The 18,331-nt window shown below is 61.5% G+C and carries 23 protein-coding genes and 2 tRNA genes; 12 read left to right on the forward strand and 13 right to left on the reverse strand.

Features of this window, described 5'->3' with window-relative positions; all coding sequences use genetic code 11:
• Positions 1 to 138 precede the first annotated feature (138 nt).
• Positions 139 to 226: transfer RNA gene (locus tag F6X61_RS14055), tRNA-Ser, on the forward strand.
• A 91-nt stretch (positions 227 to 317) separates the two neighbouring features.
• On the opposite strand, the gene arfB is transcribed toward F6X61_RS14055, so the two are convergent.
• The 3 genes from arfB to F6X61_RS14070 form a co-directional block, all read right to left on the reverse strand.
• Positions 318 to 731 carry an alternative ribosome rescue aminoacyl-tRNA hydrolase ArfB gene (gene arfB / locus F6X61_RS14060; protein WP_153787133.1) on the reverse strand — a complete coding sequence of 138 codons (414 nt, stop codon included), beginning with the start codon at positions 729 to 731 and terminating at the stop codon, positions 318 to 320.
• Between the two features lie 198 nt (positions 732 to 929).
• Complete coding sequence (locus F6X61_RS14065; RefSeq protein ID WP_153787134.1) at positions 930 to 1,130, reverse strand: hypothetical protein; 201 nt, start codon at positions 1,128 to 1,130, stop codon at positions 930 to 932.
• Positions 1,131 to 1,224: 94 nt separating this feature from the next.
• The gene (locus tag F6X61_RS14070) at positions 1,225 to 1,410 is read right to left on the reverse strand and encodes a hypothetical protein (RefSeq protein WP_153787135.1); all 186 of its coding nucleotides are present in this window, start codon (positions 1,408 to 1,410) and stop codon (positions 1,225 to 1,227) included.
• A 377-nt stretch (positions 1,411 to 1,787) separates the two neighbouring features.
• Here F6X61_RS14070 and F6X61_RS14075 point away from each other — a divergent pair, with 377 nt between their 5' ends.
• Together F6X61_RS14075 and F6X61_RS14080 are read left to right on the forward strand one after the other, a co-directional pair.
• On the forward strand, positions 1,788 to 2,144 hold the full coding sequence (locus F6X61_RS14075) for an SH3 domain-containing protein (RefSeq protein WP_153787136.1): 357 nt from the start codon (positions 1,788 to 1,790) through the stop codon (positions 2,142 to 2,144).
• Positions 2,145 to 2,608: 464 nt separating this feature from the next.
• Complete coding sequence (locus F6X61_RS14080; protein WP_153787137.1) at positions 2,609 to 2,803, forward strand: hypothetical protein; 195 nt, start codon at positions 2,609 to 2,611, stop codon at positions 2,801 to 2,803.
• A 136-nt stretch (positions 2,804 to 2,939) separates the two neighbouring features.
• Here F6X61_RS14080 and F6X61_RS14085 read toward each other — a convergent pair whose 3' ends face one another.
• The gene (locus F6X61_RS14085; RefSeq protein ID WP_153787138.1) at positions 2,940 to 3,839 is read right to left on the reverse strand and encodes a LysR family transcriptional regulator; all 900 of its coding nucleotides are present in this window, start codon (positions 3,837 to 3,839) and stop codon (positions 2,940 to 2,942) included.
• 100 nt (positions 3,840 to 3,939) lie between these two features.
• On the opposite strand from F6X61_RS14085, the gene F6X61_RS14090 reads away from it, so the two are divergent.
• Positions 3,940 to 4,701 carry a TSUP family transporter gene (locus tag F6X61_RS14090; protein ID WP_153787139.1) on the forward strand — a complete coding sequence of 254 codons (762 nt, stop codon included), beginning with the start codon at positions 3,940 to 3,942 and terminating at the stop codon, positions 4,699 to 4,701.
• A gap of 1 nt (position 4,702) precedes the next feature.
• On the opposite strand, the gene F6X61_RS14095 is transcribed toward F6X61_RS14090, so the two are convergent.
• The 4 genes from F6X61_RS14095 to F6X61_RS14110 form a co-directional block, all read right to left on the reverse strand.
• Complete coding sequence (locus F6X61_RS14095; RefSeq protein WP_153787140.1) at positions 4,703 to 6,130, reverse strand: GGDEF domain-containing protein; 1,428 nt, start codon at positions 6,128 to 6,130, stop codon at positions 4,703 to 4,705.
• A 115-nt stretch (positions 6,131 to 6,245) separates the two neighbouring features.
• On the reverse strand, positions 6,246 to 8,075 hold the full coding sequence (locus F6X61_RS14100; RefSeq protein ID WP_153787141.1) for an SLC13 family permease: 1,830 nt from the start codon (positions 8,073 to 8,075) through the stop codon (positions 6,246 to 6,248).
• A 167-nt stretch (positions 8,076 to 8,242) separates the two neighbouring features.
• Positions 8,243 to 8,623: a glycine zipper domain-containing protein gene (locus F6X61_RS14105; RefSeq protein ID WP_110995555.1), complete on the reverse strand. Its 381-nt coding sequence runs from the start codon at positions 8,621 to 8,623 to the stop codon at positions 8,243 to 8,245.
• A gap of 73 nt (positions 8,624 to 8,696) precedes the next feature.
• On the reverse strand, positions 8,697 to 8,879 hold the full coding sequence (locus tag F6X61_RS14110) for a hypothetical protein (RefSeq protein WP_153787142.1): 183 nt from the start codon (positions 8,877 to 8,879) through the stop codon (positions 8,697 to 8,699).
• A 203-nt stretch (positions 8,880 to 9,082) separates the two neighbouring features.
• Here F6X61_RS14110 and F6X61_RS14115 point away from each other — a divergent pair, with 203 nt between their 5' ends.
• Positions 9,083 to 9,433, forward strand: a complete 351-nt coding sequence (locus F6X61_RS14115; protein WP_153787143.1) for a hypothetical protein — start codon at positions 9,083 to 9,085, stop codon at positions 9,431 to 9,433.
• An 8-nt stretch (positions 9,434 to 9,441) separates the two neighbouring features.
• On the opposite strand, the gene F6X61_RS14120 is transcribed toward F6X61_RS14115, so the two are convergent.
• A complete protein-coding gene (locus F6X61_RS14120) occupies positions 9,442 to 10,515 on the reverse strand; it encodes a helix-turn-helix transcriptional regulator (protein WP_153787144.1) in 1,074 nt (357 codons plus the stop codon).
• Between the two features lie 135 nt (positions 10,516 to 10,650).
• Here F6X61_RS14120 and F6X61_RS14125 point away from each other — a divergent pair, with 135 nt between their 5' ends.
• Positions 10,651 to 11,472 carry a class I SAM-dependent methyltransferase gene (locus tag F6X61_RS14125; RefSeq protein ID WP_153787145.1) on the forward strand — a complete coding sequence of 274 codons (822 nt, stop codon included), beginning with the start codon at positions 10,651 to 10,653 and terminating at the stop codon, positions 11,470 to 11,472.
• Between the two features lie 3 nt (positions 11,473 to 11,475).
• Here the strand turns inward: F6X61_RS14125 and F6X61_RS14130 are convergent, their stop codons facing one another.
• The 4 genes from F6X61_RS14130 to F6X61_RS14145 all read right to left on the reverse strand — a co-directional run bounded on the left by F6X61_RS14130 (position 11,476) and on the right by F6X61_RS14145 (position 14,618).
• Complete coding sequence (locus F6X61_RS14130) at positions 11,476 to 12,243, reverse strand: SDR family oxidoreductase (RefSeq protein ID WP_153787146.1); 768 nt, start codon at positions 12,241 to 12,243, stop codon at positions 11,476 to 11,478.
• Positions 12,244 to 12,276: 33 nt separating this feature from the next.
• Entirely contained in the window at positions 12,277 to 13,344 is a 1,068-nt protein-coding gene (locus F6X61_RS14135) for a phosphotransferase family protein (protein ID WP_153787147.1), read from the reverse strand.
• A gap of 188 nt (positions 13,345 to 13,532) precedes the next feature.
• Entirely contained in the window at positions 13,533 to 13,850 is a 318-nt protein-coding gene (locus tag F6X61_RS14140; RefSeq protein WP_125464629.1) for an SCP2 sterol-binding domain-containing protein, read from the reverse strand.
• Between the two features lie 54 nt (positions 13,851 to 13,904).
• Entirely contained in the window at positions 13,905 to 14,618 is a 714-nt protein-coding gene (locus F6X61_RS14145) for a histidine phosphatase family protein (protein ID WP_153787148.1), read from the reverse strand.
• Between the two features lie 198 nt (positions 14,619 to 14,816).
• Here F6X61_RS14145 and sohB point away from each other — a divergent pair, with 198 nt between their 5' ends.
• The 6 genes from sohB to F6X61_RS14175 form a co-directional block, all read left to right on the forward strand.
• Positions 14,817 to 15,833 (forward strand): protease SohB, encoded by a 1,017-nt coding sequence (sohB, locus tag F6X61_RS14150; RefSeq protein WP_153787153.1) that lies wholly within the window; start codon positions 14,817 to 14,819, stop codon positions 15,831 to 15,833.
• 145 nt (positions 15,834 to 15,978) lie between these two features.
• Positions 15,979 to 16,052: transfer RNA gene (locus F6X61_RS14155), tRNA-Cys, on the forward strand.
• A gap of 308 nt (positions 16,053 to 16,360) precedes the next feature.
• The gene (locus F6X61_RS14160) at positions 16,361 to 17,065 is read left to right on the forward strand and encodes an SDR family oxidoreductase (protein WP_153787149.1); all 705 of its coding nucleotides are present in this window, start codon (positions 16,361 to 16,363) and stop codon (positions 17,063 to 17,065) included.
• A gap of 53 nt (positions 17,066 to 17,118) precedes the next feature.
• On the forward strand, positions 17,119 to 17,673 hold the full coding sequence (locus tag F6X61_RS14165; protein WP_153787150.1) for a pyridoxamine 5'-phosphate oxidase family protein: 555 nt from the start codon (positions 17,119 to 17,121) through the stop codon (positions 17,671 to 17,673).
• Between the two features lie 16 nt (positions 17,674 to 17,689).
• Positions 17,690 to 18,082 carry a Rid family detoxifying hydrolase gene (locus F6X61_RS14170; RefSeq protein WP_153787151.1) on the forward strand — a complete coding sequence of 131 codons (393 nt, stop codon included), beginning with the start codon at positions 17,690 to 17,692 and terminating at the stop codon, positions 18,080 to 18,082.
• Between the two features lie 99 nt (positions 18,083 to 18,181).
• On the forward strand, positions 18,182 to 18,331 hold a 150-nt coding region (locus F6X61_RS14175), incomplete at its 3' end, for a thiamine pyrophosphate-binding protein (RefSeq protein ID WP_256671364.1).

Below are 18,331 nucleotides of genomic sequence, written 5' to 3' on the forward strand. Positions count from 1 at the left end.
TTTGCTGTGAACCCAGGCGTTGAAGCCTGGCGAATGAAACGTATGGTTGCTGGAGCATACCAGAGCTGCCGCAACCCGCGACACAGAGAGTTTGACAGCTTGTTACATTAAGGTATTATTGCCGCCGCAAAACCAGCTGGAAGCGTGGCCGAGTGGTTTAAGGCAACGGTCTTGAAAACCGTCGATGGGCAACTATCCTAGAGTTCGAATCTCTACGCTTCCGCCACAATTTCTCATTAGAGCCCTGATTATTCAGGGCTTTTTTGCTTCTGGCATTCCCAGAACTAAGACTTGTCAGTACCGTTCCATCACCAGCACTAGAACTCCACCTTCCCCCGCCCCGCCTTGACACTGCTCCGCCTGGCTTTCCCTTCGAGTCGGCGGGTCTTCGAGCCAAGGGTCGGCTTGGTGGGACGGCGTTTCTTCTCGGTCTTGCCGGCAGCGATGATCAACTCGGCAAGACGCGCCAGCGCGTCAGCGCGGTTCTGCTCCTGGGTGCGGTACTGCTGGGCCTTGATGATCAACACCCCGTCGCCGGTGATGCGACTATCACGCAGTGCCAGCAGCCGCTCTTTGTAAAACTCGGGCAGCGACGAGGCGGGAATGTCGAAGCGCAGGTGCACGGCGCTGGACACCTTGTTGACGTTCTGCCCACCTGCGCCTTGCGCGCGAATGTAGGTGAGTTCAATGTCGGCATCCGGCAGATGCACGTTGTTGGAGATGATCAGCATGGCATGGCCCTTGTGATTGCTCGCCATTATCACACCCTTCGCCGCTCTCCCTGGAACAAAACACGTACACAGCTTTCGCGTAGACCGCTCGGCGCCATTTCGATGAGCTTGAATCACACGCTTACGCCACATTCAAAGCCCTGAGTACTCGGGGCTTTTTGCATTCCTGGGCATAGTCATCCCAGCCGCATTCCCCCATCAGGCACCCTGCCCGAACGTCGCATTCAAAAACCACAACTCCAGTACCGCCACCAATGCGCAGAACGCCACGAAGCCACGGGTGAACACCCGGCGTGGCTTGTCGAAACTTTGCCAGTTGAGCAGTGCATAACACAGGTTGCCGATGGCTTCGAAAATGCTGCCAATTGCGCTTAGTAGACTATCGAGTGCGTCGTGCACGTGTCGGATCTTCCTGGTGTCTGAGGGTGGGTGACATTCTGCTCGAGCCTCAGGTTACCACCCTCAAGGCCAAGCGCTCACCCAGCCCCTGTGTTCACTGCAACGTCGGTGACCTGAAGGGCGGGGCCATGTCAGCCAGTGTCAATTCGATATGCGCGATCAGCCCGGCGAGGTGATCTGCCTTTTCCAGTTGCCCTTGCGCCTTGAGCTGCACCAGTTCCTGGCGCAGGTTCAGCAGGTGTTTTTGCAGGGAGACGGCGGAGGTGTGGTACTGATCCATGTCGTTCTCATATTGAAGGGCCTCCTTGCCGTTGTTAGAGCCAACGAAGGTATCAGCTCATTCCGCAGGCCAATACTGATCATTCATACACACTTCCTGAATTTACGATAACTCGGCTACAGACCATTCAGATTGGTCCTACGAATAAATCAGGGCTTGATTCTAGGATGTTCTCCAGTAGTCGCACTAAAAGCCTTGGCATGATTGGGCTTAAGCCCTACACGCAGCGTCGATAACGAACTTGGCGCCGTAGGATATCTTCGAATGGGCTGAAACTATATGTTGCAATTGACTCGGGCGAGAAGTTGCTGGCCCCGGCAATCCCGCGTTGGCGGTTTCTGCTAGCATCGACGCTTTTCACCGCCAGGGAGAGGCATGTGAAGTACGTCGTGATAGAGCACCACCGCAGCGAATACCCCACCCCCATCACCTTCGCCGGCGGCACGTTGCTGGACATCGGTCAGCGCTACGAGGGCGAAGAACCTTGGCAGGACTGGTACCTGTGCAGTTGCAGTGGGCAGGCGCCGGGCTGGGTACCGGCGCAGGTGATCGAACGGATCGGCGTCGACCGGGGCAGGGCGGTGGAGGCTTATTGCGCCCATGAACTGGACATCGACCCGGGCCAGCAGGTCGAAGGCCTGCGACCACTGAACGGCTGGCTGTGGTGCCGCAACTTGCGCAACGGCGAACTGGGCTGGTTGCCGCAGCAGAAACTGCGCTTGCTGGGCTGCTGAAAGATCATCTGATCTGCTTTTTTTCCACGAACCTGAATCTGTAACCGTATCAGCGTCGAGCCGACAATACCTTCCAGGCCCGGCGCTTGCGAACCGGCAAACACCGGGCCGGTTGCGCTGCTCTGCACCCGCATCGGCCGGCCCCGCTGTTCCGTCATCACACTGTAGAGGTTCCGATGGGCAAGCTTGCTCTGTTCCTGGGTGGTTTTCTGCTGCTGACTATCATGATCGGTTTGCTGGGTACCATTCCGCCGGGTTGAAAACCCACGCTTCATCCCTCAGCCCGTCTGGCATCAAGGCGGGCTCGATTCTCTCCCTCCGGCCCTTGGCCATTTGCCGCAGTCGTCTAGACAGGCGGTAGCTGCAAGTCATTCTCAAGTGCAAGGTGCTCGTGTAGTCTCCCGCCCCCGTAAAAAGGGCCCGGGAACACGGGCCGATCACCTGCCTTGGAGACAATACGCACTATGGAATGCAAGAAAGACACTACAGCAATGCTGGAGTGGCGCAGTCGCTATCTCGCAGAGGGCATCCTGCATGAGGAGGACTACGATCAGGCACTGCGCAGTGCCGAAGCCTTGGAGCATTCTGGAGTGATCAGTGCAAGTGAATGGATCGAACTGGTCAAGTTGGCCAATACGGCATTGCTGAAGCTCAGATAAATCCTGCAAGCGTTGGCGAAACTGTCCACAAAAAACGTGGGTAGGTCTGTGGATAAAGTTCTCTGGGCCTTGTGTTTCGTGGCTTCTGTTAAATTGAGCAGAAAGTGAGCAGCGTTTCCACCCTCTGTTTTTGTGCTCACGGACGCGCAGCGCGCAGGGCCTGTAGCAGCTCGCGTACCCGCGTCGGCACGTCGCCTGTGGGGTACAGCGCATGCATCTGCGGGTCCTGGCCGCTGCTGGATGTCAGGTGGTAATCGGCGCAGACCCGCACCAGGCGCCCGGCGTGCACCTCGGGTTCGGCCAGCCAGTCGGCCAGCCGGGCGATGCCGGCGCCGGCCAGGGTGCTTTGCAGCACCGCGACACCTGAACCCAGGCGCAACCGTGGTTGTGGCCGCAGGCTGGTGATGTGCCCCTCGCGGCAGAAGTGCCAGGCCTTGAGGATGCGTGGCGCGGTATGCAGGATCAGTGCGTGCTGTTCCAGATCCTCCAGCCCCTGGGGTGTGCCTTCTCGCGCCAGGTACTGCGGGCTGGCATACAGGTGTCGGCGGTAACTCCACAGCGGGTAGCCGATCAGCTCGCTTGACTGGGGGAATGCACCCCGGATAACGAAGTCGAGCTTGCCCAGCAGCGGGTCGAGCGCCTGGTCGCTGAACTGCACATCGAGCGTTACCTGCGGATGAAGCCTGGAGAACTCGGCCAGAACCTGCGGCAGTACCTGCTGGGCCAGCACCTCGGGTGCGGCCAGCCGGATCCAGCCCTGCGCACTGCCGGCCAGCGCGGCCAGTTCGTCGGCGGCATCGCGTTGCACATCCAGCAAGCGCTCGGCATGGGGCAGCAGGCGTTCGCCGGCTTCGGTGAGGGTCACGGTGCTGGCGCTGCGGTTGAGCAACTTGGCGCCGCTGTTATCTTCCAGCGCCTGCACCGCGCGGGTAACGGCGCTGGGGGAGCGGCCCAGGGCGCGGGCTGCGCTGACGAAGCTGCGCTTGTGCGCAACGCTGACGAATGCTTGGATCTCACGCAGCATGTCCAGTGCCATGGGCTTTTCCTCGTTGCAGTTTTCGCAACGTGGCATTTCAACACAAGCGCGGCGCTTTGATTAGTCTGGCGGCCTGCTTATTGCCGCCTGGACTGCCGACATGATGGATATCGCCCTGCTTTCGCTGTTTGCCTTCGCCGCTGGCCTGATCGATGCCGCCGTGGGTGGTGGCGGGCTGATCCAGATCCCGGCCCTGTTCAACGTGATGCCCACTGCCCAGCCGGCCGCACTGCTGGGTACCAACAAACTGGCATCGGTCTGCGGCACCAGCTTTGCCGCGCGTTCGTTCATCCGCAAGGTAAAGCTGGACTGGGGGCTGATCGTGCCGGCGGCGCTGAGCGCCTTCGTCATGTCGTTCTGCGGCGCGGCCACGGTGTCGCTGGTGCCGGCCAGCGTGATGCGGCCTATGGTGCTGGCGATGATCGTGCTGATGGCCATCTACACCTTCTGCAAGAAGGACTTCGGTACCTTGCACAAACCCACCGTCATCGGCCGCAAGGAGCAATGCCTGGCGGTGTTGATCGGTGGCGCCATCGGTTTCTACGACGGCCTGTTCGGGCCAGGTACCGGCAGTTTCCTGATCTTCCTGTTCATTCGCTTCTTCGCCCTCGACTTCCTGCATGCCTCGGCCTCGGCGAAGCTGGTGAACATCGCCACCAACCTGGCGGCACTGGTGTTCTTCATCCCTTCGGGCAATGTGCTGTGGGCGATTGCCCTGCCGATGGCGCTGTTCAACATCCTCGGCGCGTTGACAGGCACCTGGCTGGCGGTGCGCAAGGGGGCGGGGTTCGTGCGCGGGTTGTTCCTGATCCTGCTGTGTGTGCTGATCGCCAAGCTGAGCTGGGACCTGTTCAACGGTTGAGTCAGACCACGATCTGGCGTTGGGCCTCGGCCAGCTCTATACGATTGCGGCCGTGGGCCTTGGCGCGGTACAGCGCCTGATCGGCCCTGGCCAGCAGCACGTCGAGGCTGGGCGCGGCATCGTCACTGCTGCACCCGGCGATACCGATACTGACCGTGATCTGCAGGCGCTGCCCGGCCTGGGCGAACGGCAGGTCCTGAACGGCCCGGCGCAGGCGTTCGGCAGTGAACCTGGCCAGCTCCGGCGCAAGCCCCGGGACGACAATGGCGAACTCCTCGCCACCCAGGCGGGCGAACAGTTCGCCGTCATGCAACTGGTCCTGCAGGGTGTCGGCAAACTGGCGCAGTACCTGGTCACCCACTGCGTGGCCGTGGCGGTCATTGATGGTCTTGAAATGATCGATGTCGAGCATCATCAAGGTCAACGGCAGGGCTGGAGCCTGCTGCTGACGGTTGTCGAGCAGGCCGTTGGCGCGGCGGGTGAAGGCGCTGCGGGTGAGGGTGCCGGTGAGGTGGTCGATGGTCGCCTGGTGCGCCAGGCGCGCCATCAGGCTGCGATTGGCATTGCTCACGCAAGCCACTACCAGCGGGCCGAGCACCAGCATGGCGATGCCCAGGCGTGCCGACATCAAGGTGGTCACGCCCGGCTCGCTGTGCGGCACGCTGAAGTGCATGAGGTTCTGCGCCACGGCAACGATCAAGGTGCTGCCGGCTGTTAGGGTCAGCAACGAAACGAGAAACGGTGAGTAGCTCAAGGCGCACCACAACAGGGCGGCGATCGGGAAGGCAATTGCCCCCGGCCCGCCAAAAAAGATGCTCAATGCCAGCGAGGCCAGCAACACCAGCAGCGGGGCCAGGGAGATCGGCTGGCTGCCGCTGCGGGTGAAGGCGCGGGGCGAGGGGGCGGTGAGCAGAACCGGCAGGACCAGCACGCTGGTGGAGAACTGCTCGCTGAACCAGGCCAGCCAGGTGGCGCGCAACGACTGCTCGAACCACGGCGCGGCCATGACGCAGGCCAGGCTGGCGGCCACCATGCCGCCGACGGCGCAGGCACCGAACAGGCACAGGGTGCCGTGGGGTGTACGCAGGCGCCGGTGAACCCGTGGCAAACGGGCCATCAGGTACCAGATGCTGAGGATGGCGCCCAGGTTGCACAGGTTGAACCACAGCGCCGGTTGCCACTGCGAGCCGGTAGCCAGGTCGGCAGCGACCATCGCCAGGTAGATCAGGCCAAAGCCGGCTGCTGTGGCCTGGCGCGGGTTGCGCAGCAAGACGCCGGCGAGTACGGCGTTGACCGGCCAGAACAGCGACAGGGATTCGATCGGCCTGGCCAGGATGCCCGCAAGTGTCAGGACGAGCGTCAGGCCGAACAGGATGGCGAAAGGCAGCAGGCGCGACGGAACTGGAGACACCATAAGCTCGACCGGCAAGCGAGGACGGAATCCAGGAAAACGGCCGTAGGCACCTGGGGCAAAGTCGCGTCAGTTTGTTTCAAGTCGCCAATTGATGTCAATTCGCCGGGAATTTCCTGAATACTGCGTCAGATTACAAGCCAAAAACCCACGGCACCATCAGCACGGTCACCAGCATCACCAGTAAGGTGAACGGCACCCCGACCTTGACGAAGTCGGCGAAGCGATACTGCCCGGGGCCCAGCACCAGGGTGTTGACGGGCGACGACACCGGGGTCATGAACGCCGCCGATGCCGCGAGCGCGACCGTCATGGCGAACGGGTAGGGCGACATGCCCAGCTGTTGCGCGGTGCTGATGGCCACCGGCGCCATCAAAACGGCAGTGGCGGTGTTTGAGATGAACAGGCCGATGACTGCGGTGACGGCGAACAGGCAGGCGAGGATCGCGCTTGGCCCGGCATCGCCGAGCAGGCTCACCAGGGCGCCCACCGCCAGGTCGATGCCGCCGGTCTTTTGCAGCGCCAGGGCGAACGGCAGCATGCCGACGATCAGTACCAGGCTTTGCCAGTGGATGGCGCGATAGGCGCTGTTCATGTCGATGCAGCGCCCCGCGCCCATCAGCAGGCAGCCGATCAGCGCGGCGAGCACATTGGGCACCAGGCCACTGACCATCAACCCGACCATCACTGCCAGGCTCAGCAAGGCATAAGGCGCCCGGGCGCTTGCGGGGGCCACCTGGTCGATTTCGGCCGGCAGGCTCAGCACCAGGAAGTCGCGGGGCTTGGTCTGCAGCTGGCGCACCGCTTTCCACGGGCCGACGACCAGCAAGGTGTCGCCCAGGCGCAGCTTTTCTTCGACCAACTGCTCCTCGATGGCCAACTGGTCGCGCCGCAGCCCCACCACGTTGAGGTCGTAGCGGGTACGGAAGGCAAGTTCGAGGATGCTCTTGCCGATCAGTTGCGAGCCTGGCGGCAGCGACACTTCCGCCATCCCCAGTTCCTGGGACTGGTCGATGAAGTAGGCCGCCTTGAAGTGCAGCGGCTCCAGTTGCATGGTCTGGCACAGGCTGCGCAGGTCGTCGCGGTTGGCGAACAGGTCGAGCAGCAGGATGTCGCCCTGCTGCAGCACGCTGCCCGAATTGGCGGCGATCACCCGGGTGGTGAACTTGTGCTGGCGCTCGATACCGATCACGTTGGCGCCATGCCGGGTGCGCAGTTCCAGTTCGCCCAGGGTATGGCCGATCAGTGGCGAGTGCGGGCGGATGCGCAGGCGACGCTCGCGGCCGTTGAGTTTGTAGTCCAGCACCAGGTCGAGCAGGGTGCGGCGGGTTTCCACCCGGCCATCCTTGCGCACTTCGCCATTGAGCCAGTGGCGGGTCAGCAGCATGTAGCCGATGCCCAGCATCAGCACCACCAAGCCGAACGGGGTGAAGCTGAAAAAGCCGAAGCCGCTTTGGCCGTGGCGCATCAGCTCGCTGTGCACGACCACGTTGGGTGGCGTGGCCACCAGGCTGAGCATGCCGCTGATCAGTCCGGCGAAGCTCAGCGGCATCATCAGCCGGCTGGGGGAGAGCTTCAGGCGCGCGGCAATGCTCAGCACCACCGGGATGAAAATCGCCACCACCCCGGTGGAGCTCATCACCGAGCCCAGGCCGGCCACCGCCACCATCAGCAAAACCAGCAGGCGCGCCTCGCTGTTGCCGGCGCGCTCGCTCATCCATTCGCCGATGCGGTAGGCAATGCCGGTGCGGACCAAGCCTTCGCCGATCACGAACAGTGCAGCGATCAGGACCACGTTGGGGTCACTGAAACCGGCCAGGGCCTGGTCCACGGTAAGGATGCCGGTAAGCGGCAGGATGAGGATCACCAGCAACGCAACCACGTCCATGCGTGGGCGGTTGATGATGAACAGCACGACGACGGCGGCCAGCAGGCCGAGGACCCAGAGCAACTCTTGGTTCATGGGGAGGGGGGGTTCCTTCACACTAGGGCGCGAAAAGCGATGGCCTTAGTGTGGCAGCTTGACGCGAATGCGTCGTTGACGTGCTGCAATGTTTTGCCGGGCTAAACGATCGCGGGCGGTGCGGCCATACAACAAGCCTGCACCGCCCGCGAGGGTGTCAGCGTCGATCAGTGACGGTGCTTGTGCTTGCGGTTGCTGTCACCCATGTGGTTGCCGATGGCGCCACCGGCTGCGCCGCCCAGGCCTGCGCCGATGGTCGAGCCGTTGGAGCCGCCGAGCTTGCCGCCGATCAGCGAGCCGCCTGCCGAACCCAGGCCGCCACCAATGGCCGCCTCGGTGCGGTTGCCCTTGCGTGCGCCGACGGCGCTGCCGGCCGCGCCGCCCAGGCCTGCACCGATGGCAGCGCCGGTGCTGCCGCCGATCTGTTTACCGACCACGTTACCCAAGGCGCCGCCCAGGCCGCCGCCGATGGCCGCGGTACCGTCACCGGCGAAAGCACCCTGGCAGAGCAGCAGGCCGAGGGCGAGGGAAGGCAGAGTCAGACGCATGTTGTGAACCTCAGAGGAATCATCAGGGTGGGGTGCCGCCTTGCGGGCGGCGAATCAAGGTTGGGAAGACGTCTCAGCGCTGGTAGCGGTCACGGTACTGGCGATCGTCGTCGTCATCGCGATCGTGGCGGTGGTGATGGCGGTGGCCGCGATCACCGTCGCGCCAGCCATCATCATCGTCGTGGTAGTGGTGGCTGTAGCAGCCGCCAAGCAGCAGTAAGGCGGTGATCAGCGAAAGGCTTGCAAGGCGAGTCATCACGATATAGGTCCTTGATCGGTAAAGGTTTACCGGGTACTCGCTGAGACCCTGGTCGATCGATTTGGTTTCTTTACCCCGCAAAATATTGGTGCCCTGGCGATAGGCGGCATCCAGGCCATTGCGTGTATCAGATTGGGACAGACGCCGAACCCTGGTTTGCCGTGCTAGAGTCGCGTTCTTTTTTGTCCCGAGGATGGAACATGCGAGCGATTCTGCCGATGACTGTGGCGCTGCTGCTGGTGGGCTGTGCGTCGTCGACCATGGAGGCAGCGCGTAACGGCGCACCGACCGCGCGCCTGGATTCGCACAAGACCCCGGATGTGGTCGCCCAGTGCATCCAGTTCAGCTGGCAGGAAGAGAAGACCTTCGGCGTGGATGCCAGCGGCTACCTCGAAGCGCGCAAGGCGGGCGGTTTCACCGTGTATACCCGCGAAGCGGAGTCGTTCGTCGATGTCTATGCCCAGGCCGGCGGCACGCGGGTGGATTACTACGCCCAGCACAACGACGGTATGGCCTTGCAGCGCCGGGCGGCAGCGGCAACCTGCCTGTAAGGCTGCGCTCAGCGCAGCCGCGCCTCCAGCCCGGCAATATGCGCCTGCAAGCGTTCATGCTCTTCGCGCTCGGCACCGATGTCCTCGAACACGCTGATCAGGTGCTCCGGCTGGCCATCGGCATGCCGTTGCAGCGAGGTGCGCGCGCGCACCCAGATAAAGCGGCCATCCTTGTGCCGCACGCGTTTTTCCACTTCATAGCGCTCGATTTCGCCGGCCAGCATGCGCCGTAGCAGCACCAGGTTGTGCGGCAGGTCGTCGGGGTGGGTCAACTGCTGGAAGGTCATGGCATACAGCTCGCTCTCGCTGTAACCGAGCAATTCGCAGAGGCCGCCATTGACCCGTTGCCAGGTGCCGTCCGGGTCGATATAGGCCAGTGCCCCCCAGGCCAGTTCGAAGATCGCGCGAAAGCGTTCTTCGCTCTGGCGCAGGTCTTCCTCGGCGACCTTGCGCTCGGTGTTGTCCATGCTGATGCCGACCATCTTCACCGGGCGCCCGACGCTGTCCTGCAGTACCGTAGCGCGCGAGGCGATCCAGCGTTGGCTGCCATCGGGGCGGGTGATGCGAAAATCACACTCGCAGCCAGTGCCTTGCGCGACCGCCTGGGCGTACATGCCCTGCATGTGGCGGGCGTCATCGGCTTGGATATGTGCCCAGAAATCCTCGTTGCGCCGTACCGGCCAGCCATACACCGCCTCGACGTTGGGCGAGTAGGTGACCTCGTCGCTGACCAGGTTCCACTCCCAGGTGACGATGCGCGCGCCTTCCTGGGCCAGCTTCATGCGCATTTCGCTCTCCATGATCTCGGCGGTGTAGCGTCGGCGCACATCGGTCATCGGCAGCTCCACCACTTCGGCCTGCTGCACGCTTTGCAGGGCTTCCTCGCCGTAACGCAGCCAGATCCAGTTGACCTTGAGGAAGTCCGCCAGCTTGCGCAGGTTGTCGTAGTCGATCTCGCCGCCGCGGGTCCACTTGTGCACCGCCGTGCGCGATATCCCCAGGGCCGTGCCAACCGCCTGCAGGGTCAGCTTGTGATGTTCGAGCAGTTCCTTGAGGCGAAAGGCGAAGCTGTTTTCCGTCATGGGTGCTGGATCCTTGGGCGGGGGCCGAAGGCCGCAGTATACCTGAGCTGTCAACCTCAGGTTGACGGGTGTTGCCGCAGCGCCCCAGGGGCGGTTAACGTGGCCGCTGACTCCATCAGGACAGGGACGTACCGCATGAGCCGATCACTGGAACTCAATCGCGCCAGTTGGGATGAGCGCGCGCCGCTGCACGCGGCCTCGAAGGATTATGAAGTCGAGACATTCGTTCGCGACCCCGGGCACCTGTCCGAGGTCGTGCGTTTCGACCTGCCACGGCTGGGCGACCTTCGCGGTTTGCGCGCGGTGCACCTGCAATGCCATATCGGTACCGATACCCTGTCGCTGGCTAGGCTTGGTGCCGATATCTGCGGCCTGGATTTCTCGGCGGCTTCGCTGGCGCAGGCGCGCAGCTTGTCCGGGCGCTGCGGTGCGAACATCGAGTATGTGCAGGCGGACGTTTACCGTGCCGAGCAGGTGCTGCCGGCAGGCAGCTTCGATCTGGTCTACACCGGCATTGGCGCCTTGTGCTGGTTGCCTGACATCGAGCGCTGGGCACGCACGGTGGCGGCCTTGCTCAAGCCGGGCGGGCGCCTGTTCCTGCGCGATGGCCATCCGATGCTGATGGCAGTCAACGAGGACCATCAGGACCGGCTGCAACTGGATTACCCGTATTTCGAGCGTGAAGCGCCTACGGTGTGGCACAGCGACCAGACCTACGTGGACACTGACCAGGCGTTGAGCCAGACCGAGACCCATGAGTGGAACCACGGGCTGGGCCAGGTGATCAGCGCACTGCTGGGCAATGGCCTGCGCCTGACCGCGCTTGAGGAGCACCAGAGCATCCCCTGGGAGGCGTTGCCGGGGCAGATGGAGAAGGGCGCCGACGGTGAGTGGCGCCTGATCGAAGCCCCCTGGCGCCTGCCGCTGAGCTACACGCTGCAGGCGCTCAAGGGCTGATCCTCAGGACAGGTAACCGCCATCGACGTTGAGTGCGGTGCCGGTGGTGTAGCTGGACGCGCTGCTTGCCAGGTACAGCACGGCGCCGGCCATTTCGCTCGGGTCGGCCACGCGCTTGAGCGGGATATGCTGTAGGGCGGCGTTGAGGATGCTGTCGTTCTTCACCAGCGCCGAGGCGAACTTGGTGTCGGTGAGGCCCGGCAGCAGGGCGTTGCAGCGGATACCGAAGGGTGCGCATTCCTTGGCGAACACCTTGGTCATGTTGATCACCGCTGCCTTGGTCACCGAGTAGATGCCCTGGAACAGGCCGGGCGATACGCCGTTGATCGAGGCCACGTTGATGATGCTGCCACCGCCGTGCTCGCGCATCAGCTTGCCGGCCTCCACCGACATGAAGAAGTAGCCGCGGATGTTCACGTCTACGGTCTTCTGGAAGGCGCCCAGATCGGTGTCCAGCACATTGCAGAACTGTGGGTTGGTGGCGGCGTTGTTGACCAGGATATCGAGGCGGCCGAACTGCTCGCGGATCCCGGCGAACACCTGCTGGATCTGCTCCATCTCGCCGATGTGGCAGGCCATCGCGGTGGCCTTGCCGCCGGCGGCGATGATTGCCTCGGCCACCTGCTGGCAGCCATCGAGCTTGCGGCTGGAGACGATCACATGGGCGCCCTGCTGGGCCAGCAGGTGGGCGATGGCTTCACCGATGCCGCGGCTGGCGCCGGAGACGAAGGCGATCTTGCCGTCGAGGTCGAACAGCTGGGTCTTGGACATGCTTGTATTCCTTGTTGTCTGTCGCTGCCGGGTTTACAGGCGGGATTTGTCGATCAGTTGCAGGCTCATCTGCTCCAGCAGGCGGTTCATGTGGATGAACTGGGCGAAGCGTTTGTCCTGGGTCTGGCCGTGGAAGAAGCGGTAGTAGATCTGCTGCACGATGCCGGCCAGGCGGAACAGGCCATAGCAGTAATAGAAGTCGAAGTTGTCGAGCGTGATGCCTGCGCGCTCGGCGTAGTAGTCGACGAACTGTTGGCGGGTCAGCATGCCCGGTGCGTTGCTGGGCTGGCGGCGCATCAGTTGCACCGGCGCCGGGTCGCTGGCCTCGATCCAGTAGGCCAGGCTGTTGCCCAGGTCCATCAGTGGGTCGCCAATGGTGGCCATCTCCCAGTCCAGCACGCCTATGATGCGCATGGGGTTGTTGCTGTCGAGGATGACGTTGTCGAAGCGATAATCGTTATGCACGATGCCCGGGCGCGGGTGGTCGGCCGGCATTTTTTCGCGCAGCCAGGCAATCACCTGCTCCCAGCGCGGCGCGTCCGGCGTCAGGGCTTTTTCATAGCGGCTGGCCCAGCCTTCGATCTGGCGTTGTACATAGCCTTCCGGCTTGCCCAGGTCGGCCAGCCCGCAGGTGTTGTAGTCCACCTGGTGCAGCTCGACCAAACGGTCGATGAAGCTCTTGCACAAGGCCTCGGTGCGGGCTGGGTCAAGGTTCAGTTCGGCCGGGATATCCGAGCGCAGGATGATGCCGTTGACCCGCTCCATCACATAGAACTCACCGCCGATCAGCGATTCGTCGGTGCAGTGCACGTAGGCTTTGGGGCAGTAGGGGAAGCCGTCGTTGAGCCGGTTGAGGATGCGGAACTCGCGGCCCATGTCATGGGCCGATTTGGCCTTGTGCCCGAACGGCGGGCGGCGTAGCACGAACTCTCGCTGCGGGTAGGCCAGCAGGTAGGTGAGGTTGGAGGCGCCACCGGGGAACTGGCTGATGGTTGGCACGCCTTCAAGGCCGGAAATATGATCCTTCAGATAGGGATCGATGACGGCGGCATCGAGTTCTTCGCCGGGGCGGACCTGGGTGGACTGATCGGTGATCGTCATGCGATTTCCTTATGATCAATAGCAAGGACTATTGGCTAATCTAATTTCCCATGACTGTTGGTACAAGCGTGCCAGACGCTTATTGGTCGGGGTGTTGCCGGGCGATCAATGGCCTTGATGCTGGACAGGCAAAAAAAAACCGAAGCGCAGGACGCTTCGGTTTTTTCATTCGCAGTTCGCGTTGCCGATCAGGCCGGGAACAGCTCGCTGAGCTTCATCGACAGCATCATGTCGCCTTCGACGCGCAGCTTGCCGCCCATGAAGGCCTGCATGCCATCGGTGTCACCGCTGACGATGCCCTTGAGGGTTTCGCTGTCCAGCACCAGGGTGCAGTTGGCGTCGGCGTTCTCGCCTTCCTGGATCTCGCAGGTGCCATCCTTGACGAGCAGCGCGTAGTGCTTGTCTTCGTCGGTGATGTTGAAGCCGAACACCAGGTCCAGGCCGGCGGCAGCGGCGGGGTTGAATTTCGCTTTCATTGCCTCGACGGCTTTTGCTACATCGCTCATGGTGTTTTCCTTATTAAGTGATATTCAAGTCCGCAGGGACAAAACAGGCCGGGTTCATCGGTAGGTGATGAGCTCCGGCGCCCTCAGCAGCTGCACGTGGGCTTGGCTGTTGAAGGAGGCCAGTACCACGTCACGGCCACGGAATTTCAGGTGGCTGAGCGACGTGTTGATGATCTGCCAGTTCAGGGCGAATGCCTGTGCCGGCGTGATTGCGCAAATCAGGTGGAGCAGGGCGGCAATGGTGCCACCCGAGGTGAACAGGGCGATGTTTTCACCACTGGCAGCGCTGTCGAGCAGCCGCTGCAGGCCGCCACCCACCCGGCCAGTGAAGGCCTGCCAGGTTTCCAGGCTGTCGTCGTGAGCATGCTCGCCCGCATGCCAGCGCTGTACCATCAAGGCGAACAGGCGCTGGAACTCACTGCGGTTCTGCGCAGCGTTGCGCAGTACGTGCAGCGCTTCGGGCTCATCGGCCAGCAGGCCGGGGAGCAGGGCGCGGATCACCCCGTCGGCATCGAATTCGTTGAAGGCCGGGTCGGTCTCGATGGCAGGGACTTGGCTGCCGCTGGCCTGCAAGGCTTGCAGTGCCAGGCGGGCGGTATCCTGTTGGCGGCGCAGGCTGCCGGCGATGCAACGATCCAGGCGCAGCCCGAGTTGGGCGAGGTGCTCGCCCAGCGCCAGGCTCTGACGCTCGCCAACGGGCGAGAGGACGTCGTAGTCGGCGGCACCGAATGAGGCTTGGCCATGTCGGATCAGGTAGAGGTTGCCCACGAAGTTGTCCGGCCCGATTGGAGGTTGCAGCGAGGTTAGGATGCCCTGCCAAGGCTGTCAACGAAAAAACATACAAGTGTTTGAAAAGGTCGTTTGAACTGTGTTGCCGGCGTTGTCGACGGCTGGCAGCAGCCCAGGCAGCCCGGTATGCTGCAAGCATTTCGTGCCTGTCTGGCGCTGGTCTATCAAGGAGTCAACGTGGAGTTTCTTGCCGAATACGCAAGCTTTCTCGCCAAAACCGCAACGCTGGTGATCGCCATCCTGATGGTGTTGTCGGCCATCGCCGGTCTGCGCGGCAAGGGGCGGCGCAAGCCGGGTGGTCAATTGCAGGTCACCCGCCTCAACGAGTTCTATAAAGAGCTGCGTGAGCGCCTGGAATCGGGCCTGCTCGACAAAGGCGAGCTCAAGGCGCTGCGCAAGCAGCAGGCGAAGGCCGAGAAGCAACAGAAGAAAAAGCCCGAGCAGAAGCGCCGGGTGTTCGTCCTCGACTTTGATGGCGACATCAAGGCTTCGGCCACCGAAAGCCTGCGCAACGAGATTACTGCGCTGTTGACCCTGGCCACACCCCGTGACGAAGTGGTGCTGCGCCTGGAGAGCGGGGGCGGCCTGGTGCACAGCTACGGCCTGGCGGCTTCACAGCTGGCGCGCATTCGCGAAGCCGGCATTCCCTTGACCATCTGCATCGACAAGGTCGCCGCCAGCGGCGGCTACATGATGGCCTGTATCGGCGAGAAGATCGTCAGCGCGCCGTTCGCCGTGCTCGGTTCGATCGGCGTGGTGGCGCAGCTGCCCAATATCAACCGCTTGCTGAAGAAGCACGATATCGATTTCGAGGTGCTCACGGCAGGCGAATACAAGCGCACCCTGACGGTGTTCGGCGAGAACACCGAAAAGGGCCGGGAGAAATTCCAGGAAGACCTCGACATCACCCATCAGCTGTTCAAGGACTTCGTTGCCCGCTACCGTCCGCAATTGCACATCGATGAGGTGGCGACCGGCGAAGTCTGGCTGGGCATTGCCGCCCTCAACCGCCAGCTGGTCGATGAGCTTGGCACCAGTGACGAGTACCTGAGCCGCAGCGCCCGCGAGGCCAATGTATTCCACTTGCGTTTTGCCGAGCGCAAGAGCCTGCAGGAGCGTATTGGCGTGGCTGCCAGTGGTGCGGTGGAGAACACCCTGGTAGGGCTGTGGAGCAAACTTGGGCGCCTTCGCTAACACCTTGAACCCCTTGAAGATTTTTTTCTTGAAGGGGGTTGCAAGGTCAATCGATTGCCGACATAATGGCCTCCATCGAAACGCAGCTGAACTTGAAAAAGCCCAGCAGTTTCAAGGAGATAGCGAAAGCTGACTCCGACTTTGAGGCCGAGTAGCAAAGTGGTTATGCTCCGGATTGCAAATCCGTCTACGCCGGTTCGATTCCGACCTCGGCCTCCATATTCGAAAGCCCCGCAGATTAACGTCTGCGGGGTTTTTCTTTGTGGGTCGAAAAAAGGGTGGAGTTCCGAAACTTCAGCCTTTCGAGGGCTCGCTGATTCCCTCCTTCGAATGCCCAAGCAATCGGCTGGCGTGACTGATGTCCTCTATTTCAGAAGCCGCCTCAGGTCGGACATCACGGAACTGGAAATGCCAAGGCTATAGATTTTCTACTGACATGAACAAGGGTTGTTGTCTCTCTGATAGGCAGCGAGCGCTGCTAGTCTCGTTTCACCAACAACCCGTCCACGCCTCACTTAGGAGGATGTATGTCAGTAGAAAAAGTAGCAATCGTCACTGCCGGTGGTAGCGGCATGGGAGCGGCAGCAGCACGCAGGCTGGCTGCCGACGGCTTCAAGGTCGGAATTCTTTCTTCCTCTGGCAAAGGGGAGGCCCTGGCGCAAGAGTTAGGTGGTATCGGCGTAACCGGCAGCAACCAGTCAAACGAAGATCTGCAGCGCCTGGTCGACGCAGTCATTCAGAAATGGGGCCGTATTGATGTGTTGGTCAACAGCGCCGGCCATGGCCCGCGGGCACCGATCCTTGAGATCAGCGACGAAGACTGGCATCAGGGTATGGAGACATACCTGCTGAACGTAATTCGCCCCGCGCGACTGGTGACGCCATACATGCAGCGCCAGAACGGTGGTGCAATTATCAACATTTCTACTGCATGGGTGTTCGAGCCAAGCGAACTCTTCCCTACCTCGGCAGTTTTCCGTGCTGGCCTGGCGTCGTTCAGCAAAATCTTTGCTGACAAGTACGCCGCTGACAACATTCGCATCAATAACGTGCTGCCTGGTTGGATCGACAGTCTCCCTGCTACCGAACAGCGTCGAGAAGGTGTGCCGCTCAAGCGCTATGGCACCAGTGAGGAGATCGCCGCGACTATCGCCTTCCTGGCGAGCGAAGGGGCAGCCTACATTACCGGCCAGAACATCAAGGTCGACGGCGGCGTAACCCGCAGCGTCTAAGCACTTCCGGGCCGCACACAGTACGCGGCCCTTTTTCATGTTGGGCGATTGCCATGCTTGATCTGATATTGGCCAAGGTATGGTCGGACTTATCCATCCCTGTTGGCGGTATTCAAAATCCATTTCGCTTGATGCAACTGGCCACGATCAATGCTGAAGGGCAGCCCAAGGTAAGCACTGTTGTCTTGCGCCATGCGGATGAGTCCACGAGATCGATCATCTTTTATGTGGACAAGCGGTCGGCGAAGTTTGCCGAGATACTTGCCGAGCCTAGAGTCGGTATTACCTCCGTCGACCCGTCTGGCAAGCTTCAGCTTCGGATTGAAGGCCTGGGTGAATCTTTGTCGGATGTTTCGCTCCTCGCCAAGCATTGGGAGCAGGCACGAGGAAGAACTCAAGCGCTCTTTCGCCATGGGTGCATACCGGGCGAGGCAATTTCTTCACCTTCATCAGCCTATGAAGCGCACATGGATGGTTTCGAAAATTTCGCAGTAGTGGTTGTTCACCTAAGAAAAATCGAGTGGCTTGACCTTACCCAGGCTATCCACCAGCGGGCACGCTTTATTGTGCAAGGCAAGCATTGGCAGGCGGGCTGGATCGCTCCCTAAGACAGGATCAATTTTGATGAGCAGAATCGCTATCCACAGTGATCAGGCGCCGAAAGCTATCGGCCCGTATTCGCAAGCAGTCCAAATGGGGGAGTTGGTTTTCCTGACAGGGCAAATCGCGCTTCACCCTGAAAAGATGGAATTGGCTCAGGGGATTGAAGCCCAAACCATTCAGGTGCTCGAGAACCTCCAGGCAGTTGCACAGGCCGCAGGCGGTGGTTTTTCTGACGTAGGAAAACTCACTATTTATCTCACCGAACTTTCGCACTTCGGTGTCGTGAACGAAATAATGAGCCGCTATTTTGAAGCGCCTTACCCGGCACGAGCGACCGTTGGCGTGTCGGCGCTTGCGTTGAATGCTTTGATTGCAATTGACGCCACCTTGGTGATTCTTCGAAAGACTGAATAATCCAAGATTCTCCTCTTTACCATAAAACTCATTAAGCACCGGGTAGAGATCTCGTCATCTGCCCGCGTGGCTCACTCTCGATAGTGGCAGGGCAAATAGATGGCCAAGGCAGCTGATCTCGTTGTGCAATGTTTGGAAAGTGAAGGTGTTGAGTACGTATTCGGCATCCCCGGCGAGGAGAACCTCGACCTGCTCGAGTCCCTGCGCAAATCGAAGATCAAGCTGGTACTGACCCGCCATGAGCAGTCC

Origin of the sequence: Pseudomonas sp. EMN2 (genome assembly GCF_009650555.1) — a bacterium.
Taxonomy (GTDB): domain Bacteria; phylum Pseudomonadota; class Gammaproteobacteria; order Pseudomonadales; family Pseudomonadaceae; genus Aquipseudomonas; species Aquipseudomonas sichuanensis.

Coding starts and splice junctions, on each gene's coding strand:
- F6X61_RS14135 (WP_153787147.1), bottom strand. CDS start 13,344: ATGACGATCACCGATCAGTCCACCCAGGTCCGCCCCGGCGAAGAACTC.
- F6X61_RS14120 (WP_153787144.1), bottom strand. CDS start 10,515: ATGACGGAAAACAGCTTCGCCTTTCGCCTCAAGGAACTGCTCGAACAT.
- F6X61_RS14170 (WP_153787151.1), top strand. CDS start 17,690: ATGAGCAGAATCGCTATCCACAGTGATCAGGCGCCGAAAGCTATCGGC.
- F6X61_RS14140 (WP_125464629.1), bottom strand. CDS start 13,850: ATGAGCGATGTAGCAAAAGCCGTCGAGGCAATGAAAGCGAAATTCAAC.
- F6X61_RS14110 (WP_153787142.1), bottom strand. CDS start 8,879: ATGACTCGCCTTGCAAGCCTTTCGCTGATCACCGCCTTACTGCTGCTT.
- arfB (WP_153787133.1), bottom strand. CDS start 731: ATGCTGATCATCTCCAACAACGTGCATCTGCCGGATGCCGACATTGAA.
- F6X61_RS14100 (WP_153787141.1), bottom strand. CDS start 8,075: ATGAACCAAGAGTTGCTCTGGGTCCTCGGCCTGCTGGCCGCCGTCGTC.
- F6X61_RS14125 (WP_153787145.1), top strand. CDS start 10,651: ATGAGCCGATCACTGGAACTCAATCGCGCCAGTTGGGATGAGCGCGCG.
- F6X61_RS14165 (WP_153787150.1), top strand. CDS start 17,119: ATGCTTGATCTGATATTGGCCAAGGTATGGTCGGACTTATCCATCCCT.
- F6X61_RS14080 (WP_153787137.1), top strand. CDS start 2,609: ATGGAATGCAAGAAAGACACTACAGCAATGCTGGAGTGGCGCAGTCGC.
- F6X61_RS14085 (WP_153787138.1), bottom strand. CDS start 3,839: ATGGCACTGGACATGCTGCGTGAGATCCAAGCATTCGTCAGCGTTGCG.
- F6X61_RS14130 (WP_153787146.1), bottom strand. CDS start 12,243: ATGTCCAAGACCCAGCTGTTCGACCTCGACGGCAAGATCGCCTTCGTC.
- F6X61_RS14105 (WP_110995555.1), bottom strand. CDS start 8,623: ATGCGTCTGACTCTGCCTTCCCTCGCCCTCGGCCTGCTGCTCTGCCAG.
- F6X61_RS14070 (WP_153787135.1), bottom strand. CDS start 1,410: ATGGATCAGTACCACACCTCCGCCGTCTCCCTGCAAAAACACCTGCTG.
- F6X61_RS14090 (WP_153787139.1), top strand. CDS start 3,940: ATGATGGATATCGCCCTGCTTTCGCTGTTTGCCTTCGCCGCTGGCCTG.
- F6X61_RS14115 (WP_153787143.1), top strand. CDS start 9,083: ATGCGAGCGATTCTGCCGATGACTGTGGCGCTGCTGCTGGTGGGCTGT.
- F6X61_RS14160 (WP_153787149.1), top strand. CDS start 16,361: ATGTCAGTAGAAAAAGTAGCAATCGTCACTGCCGGTGGTAGCGGCATG.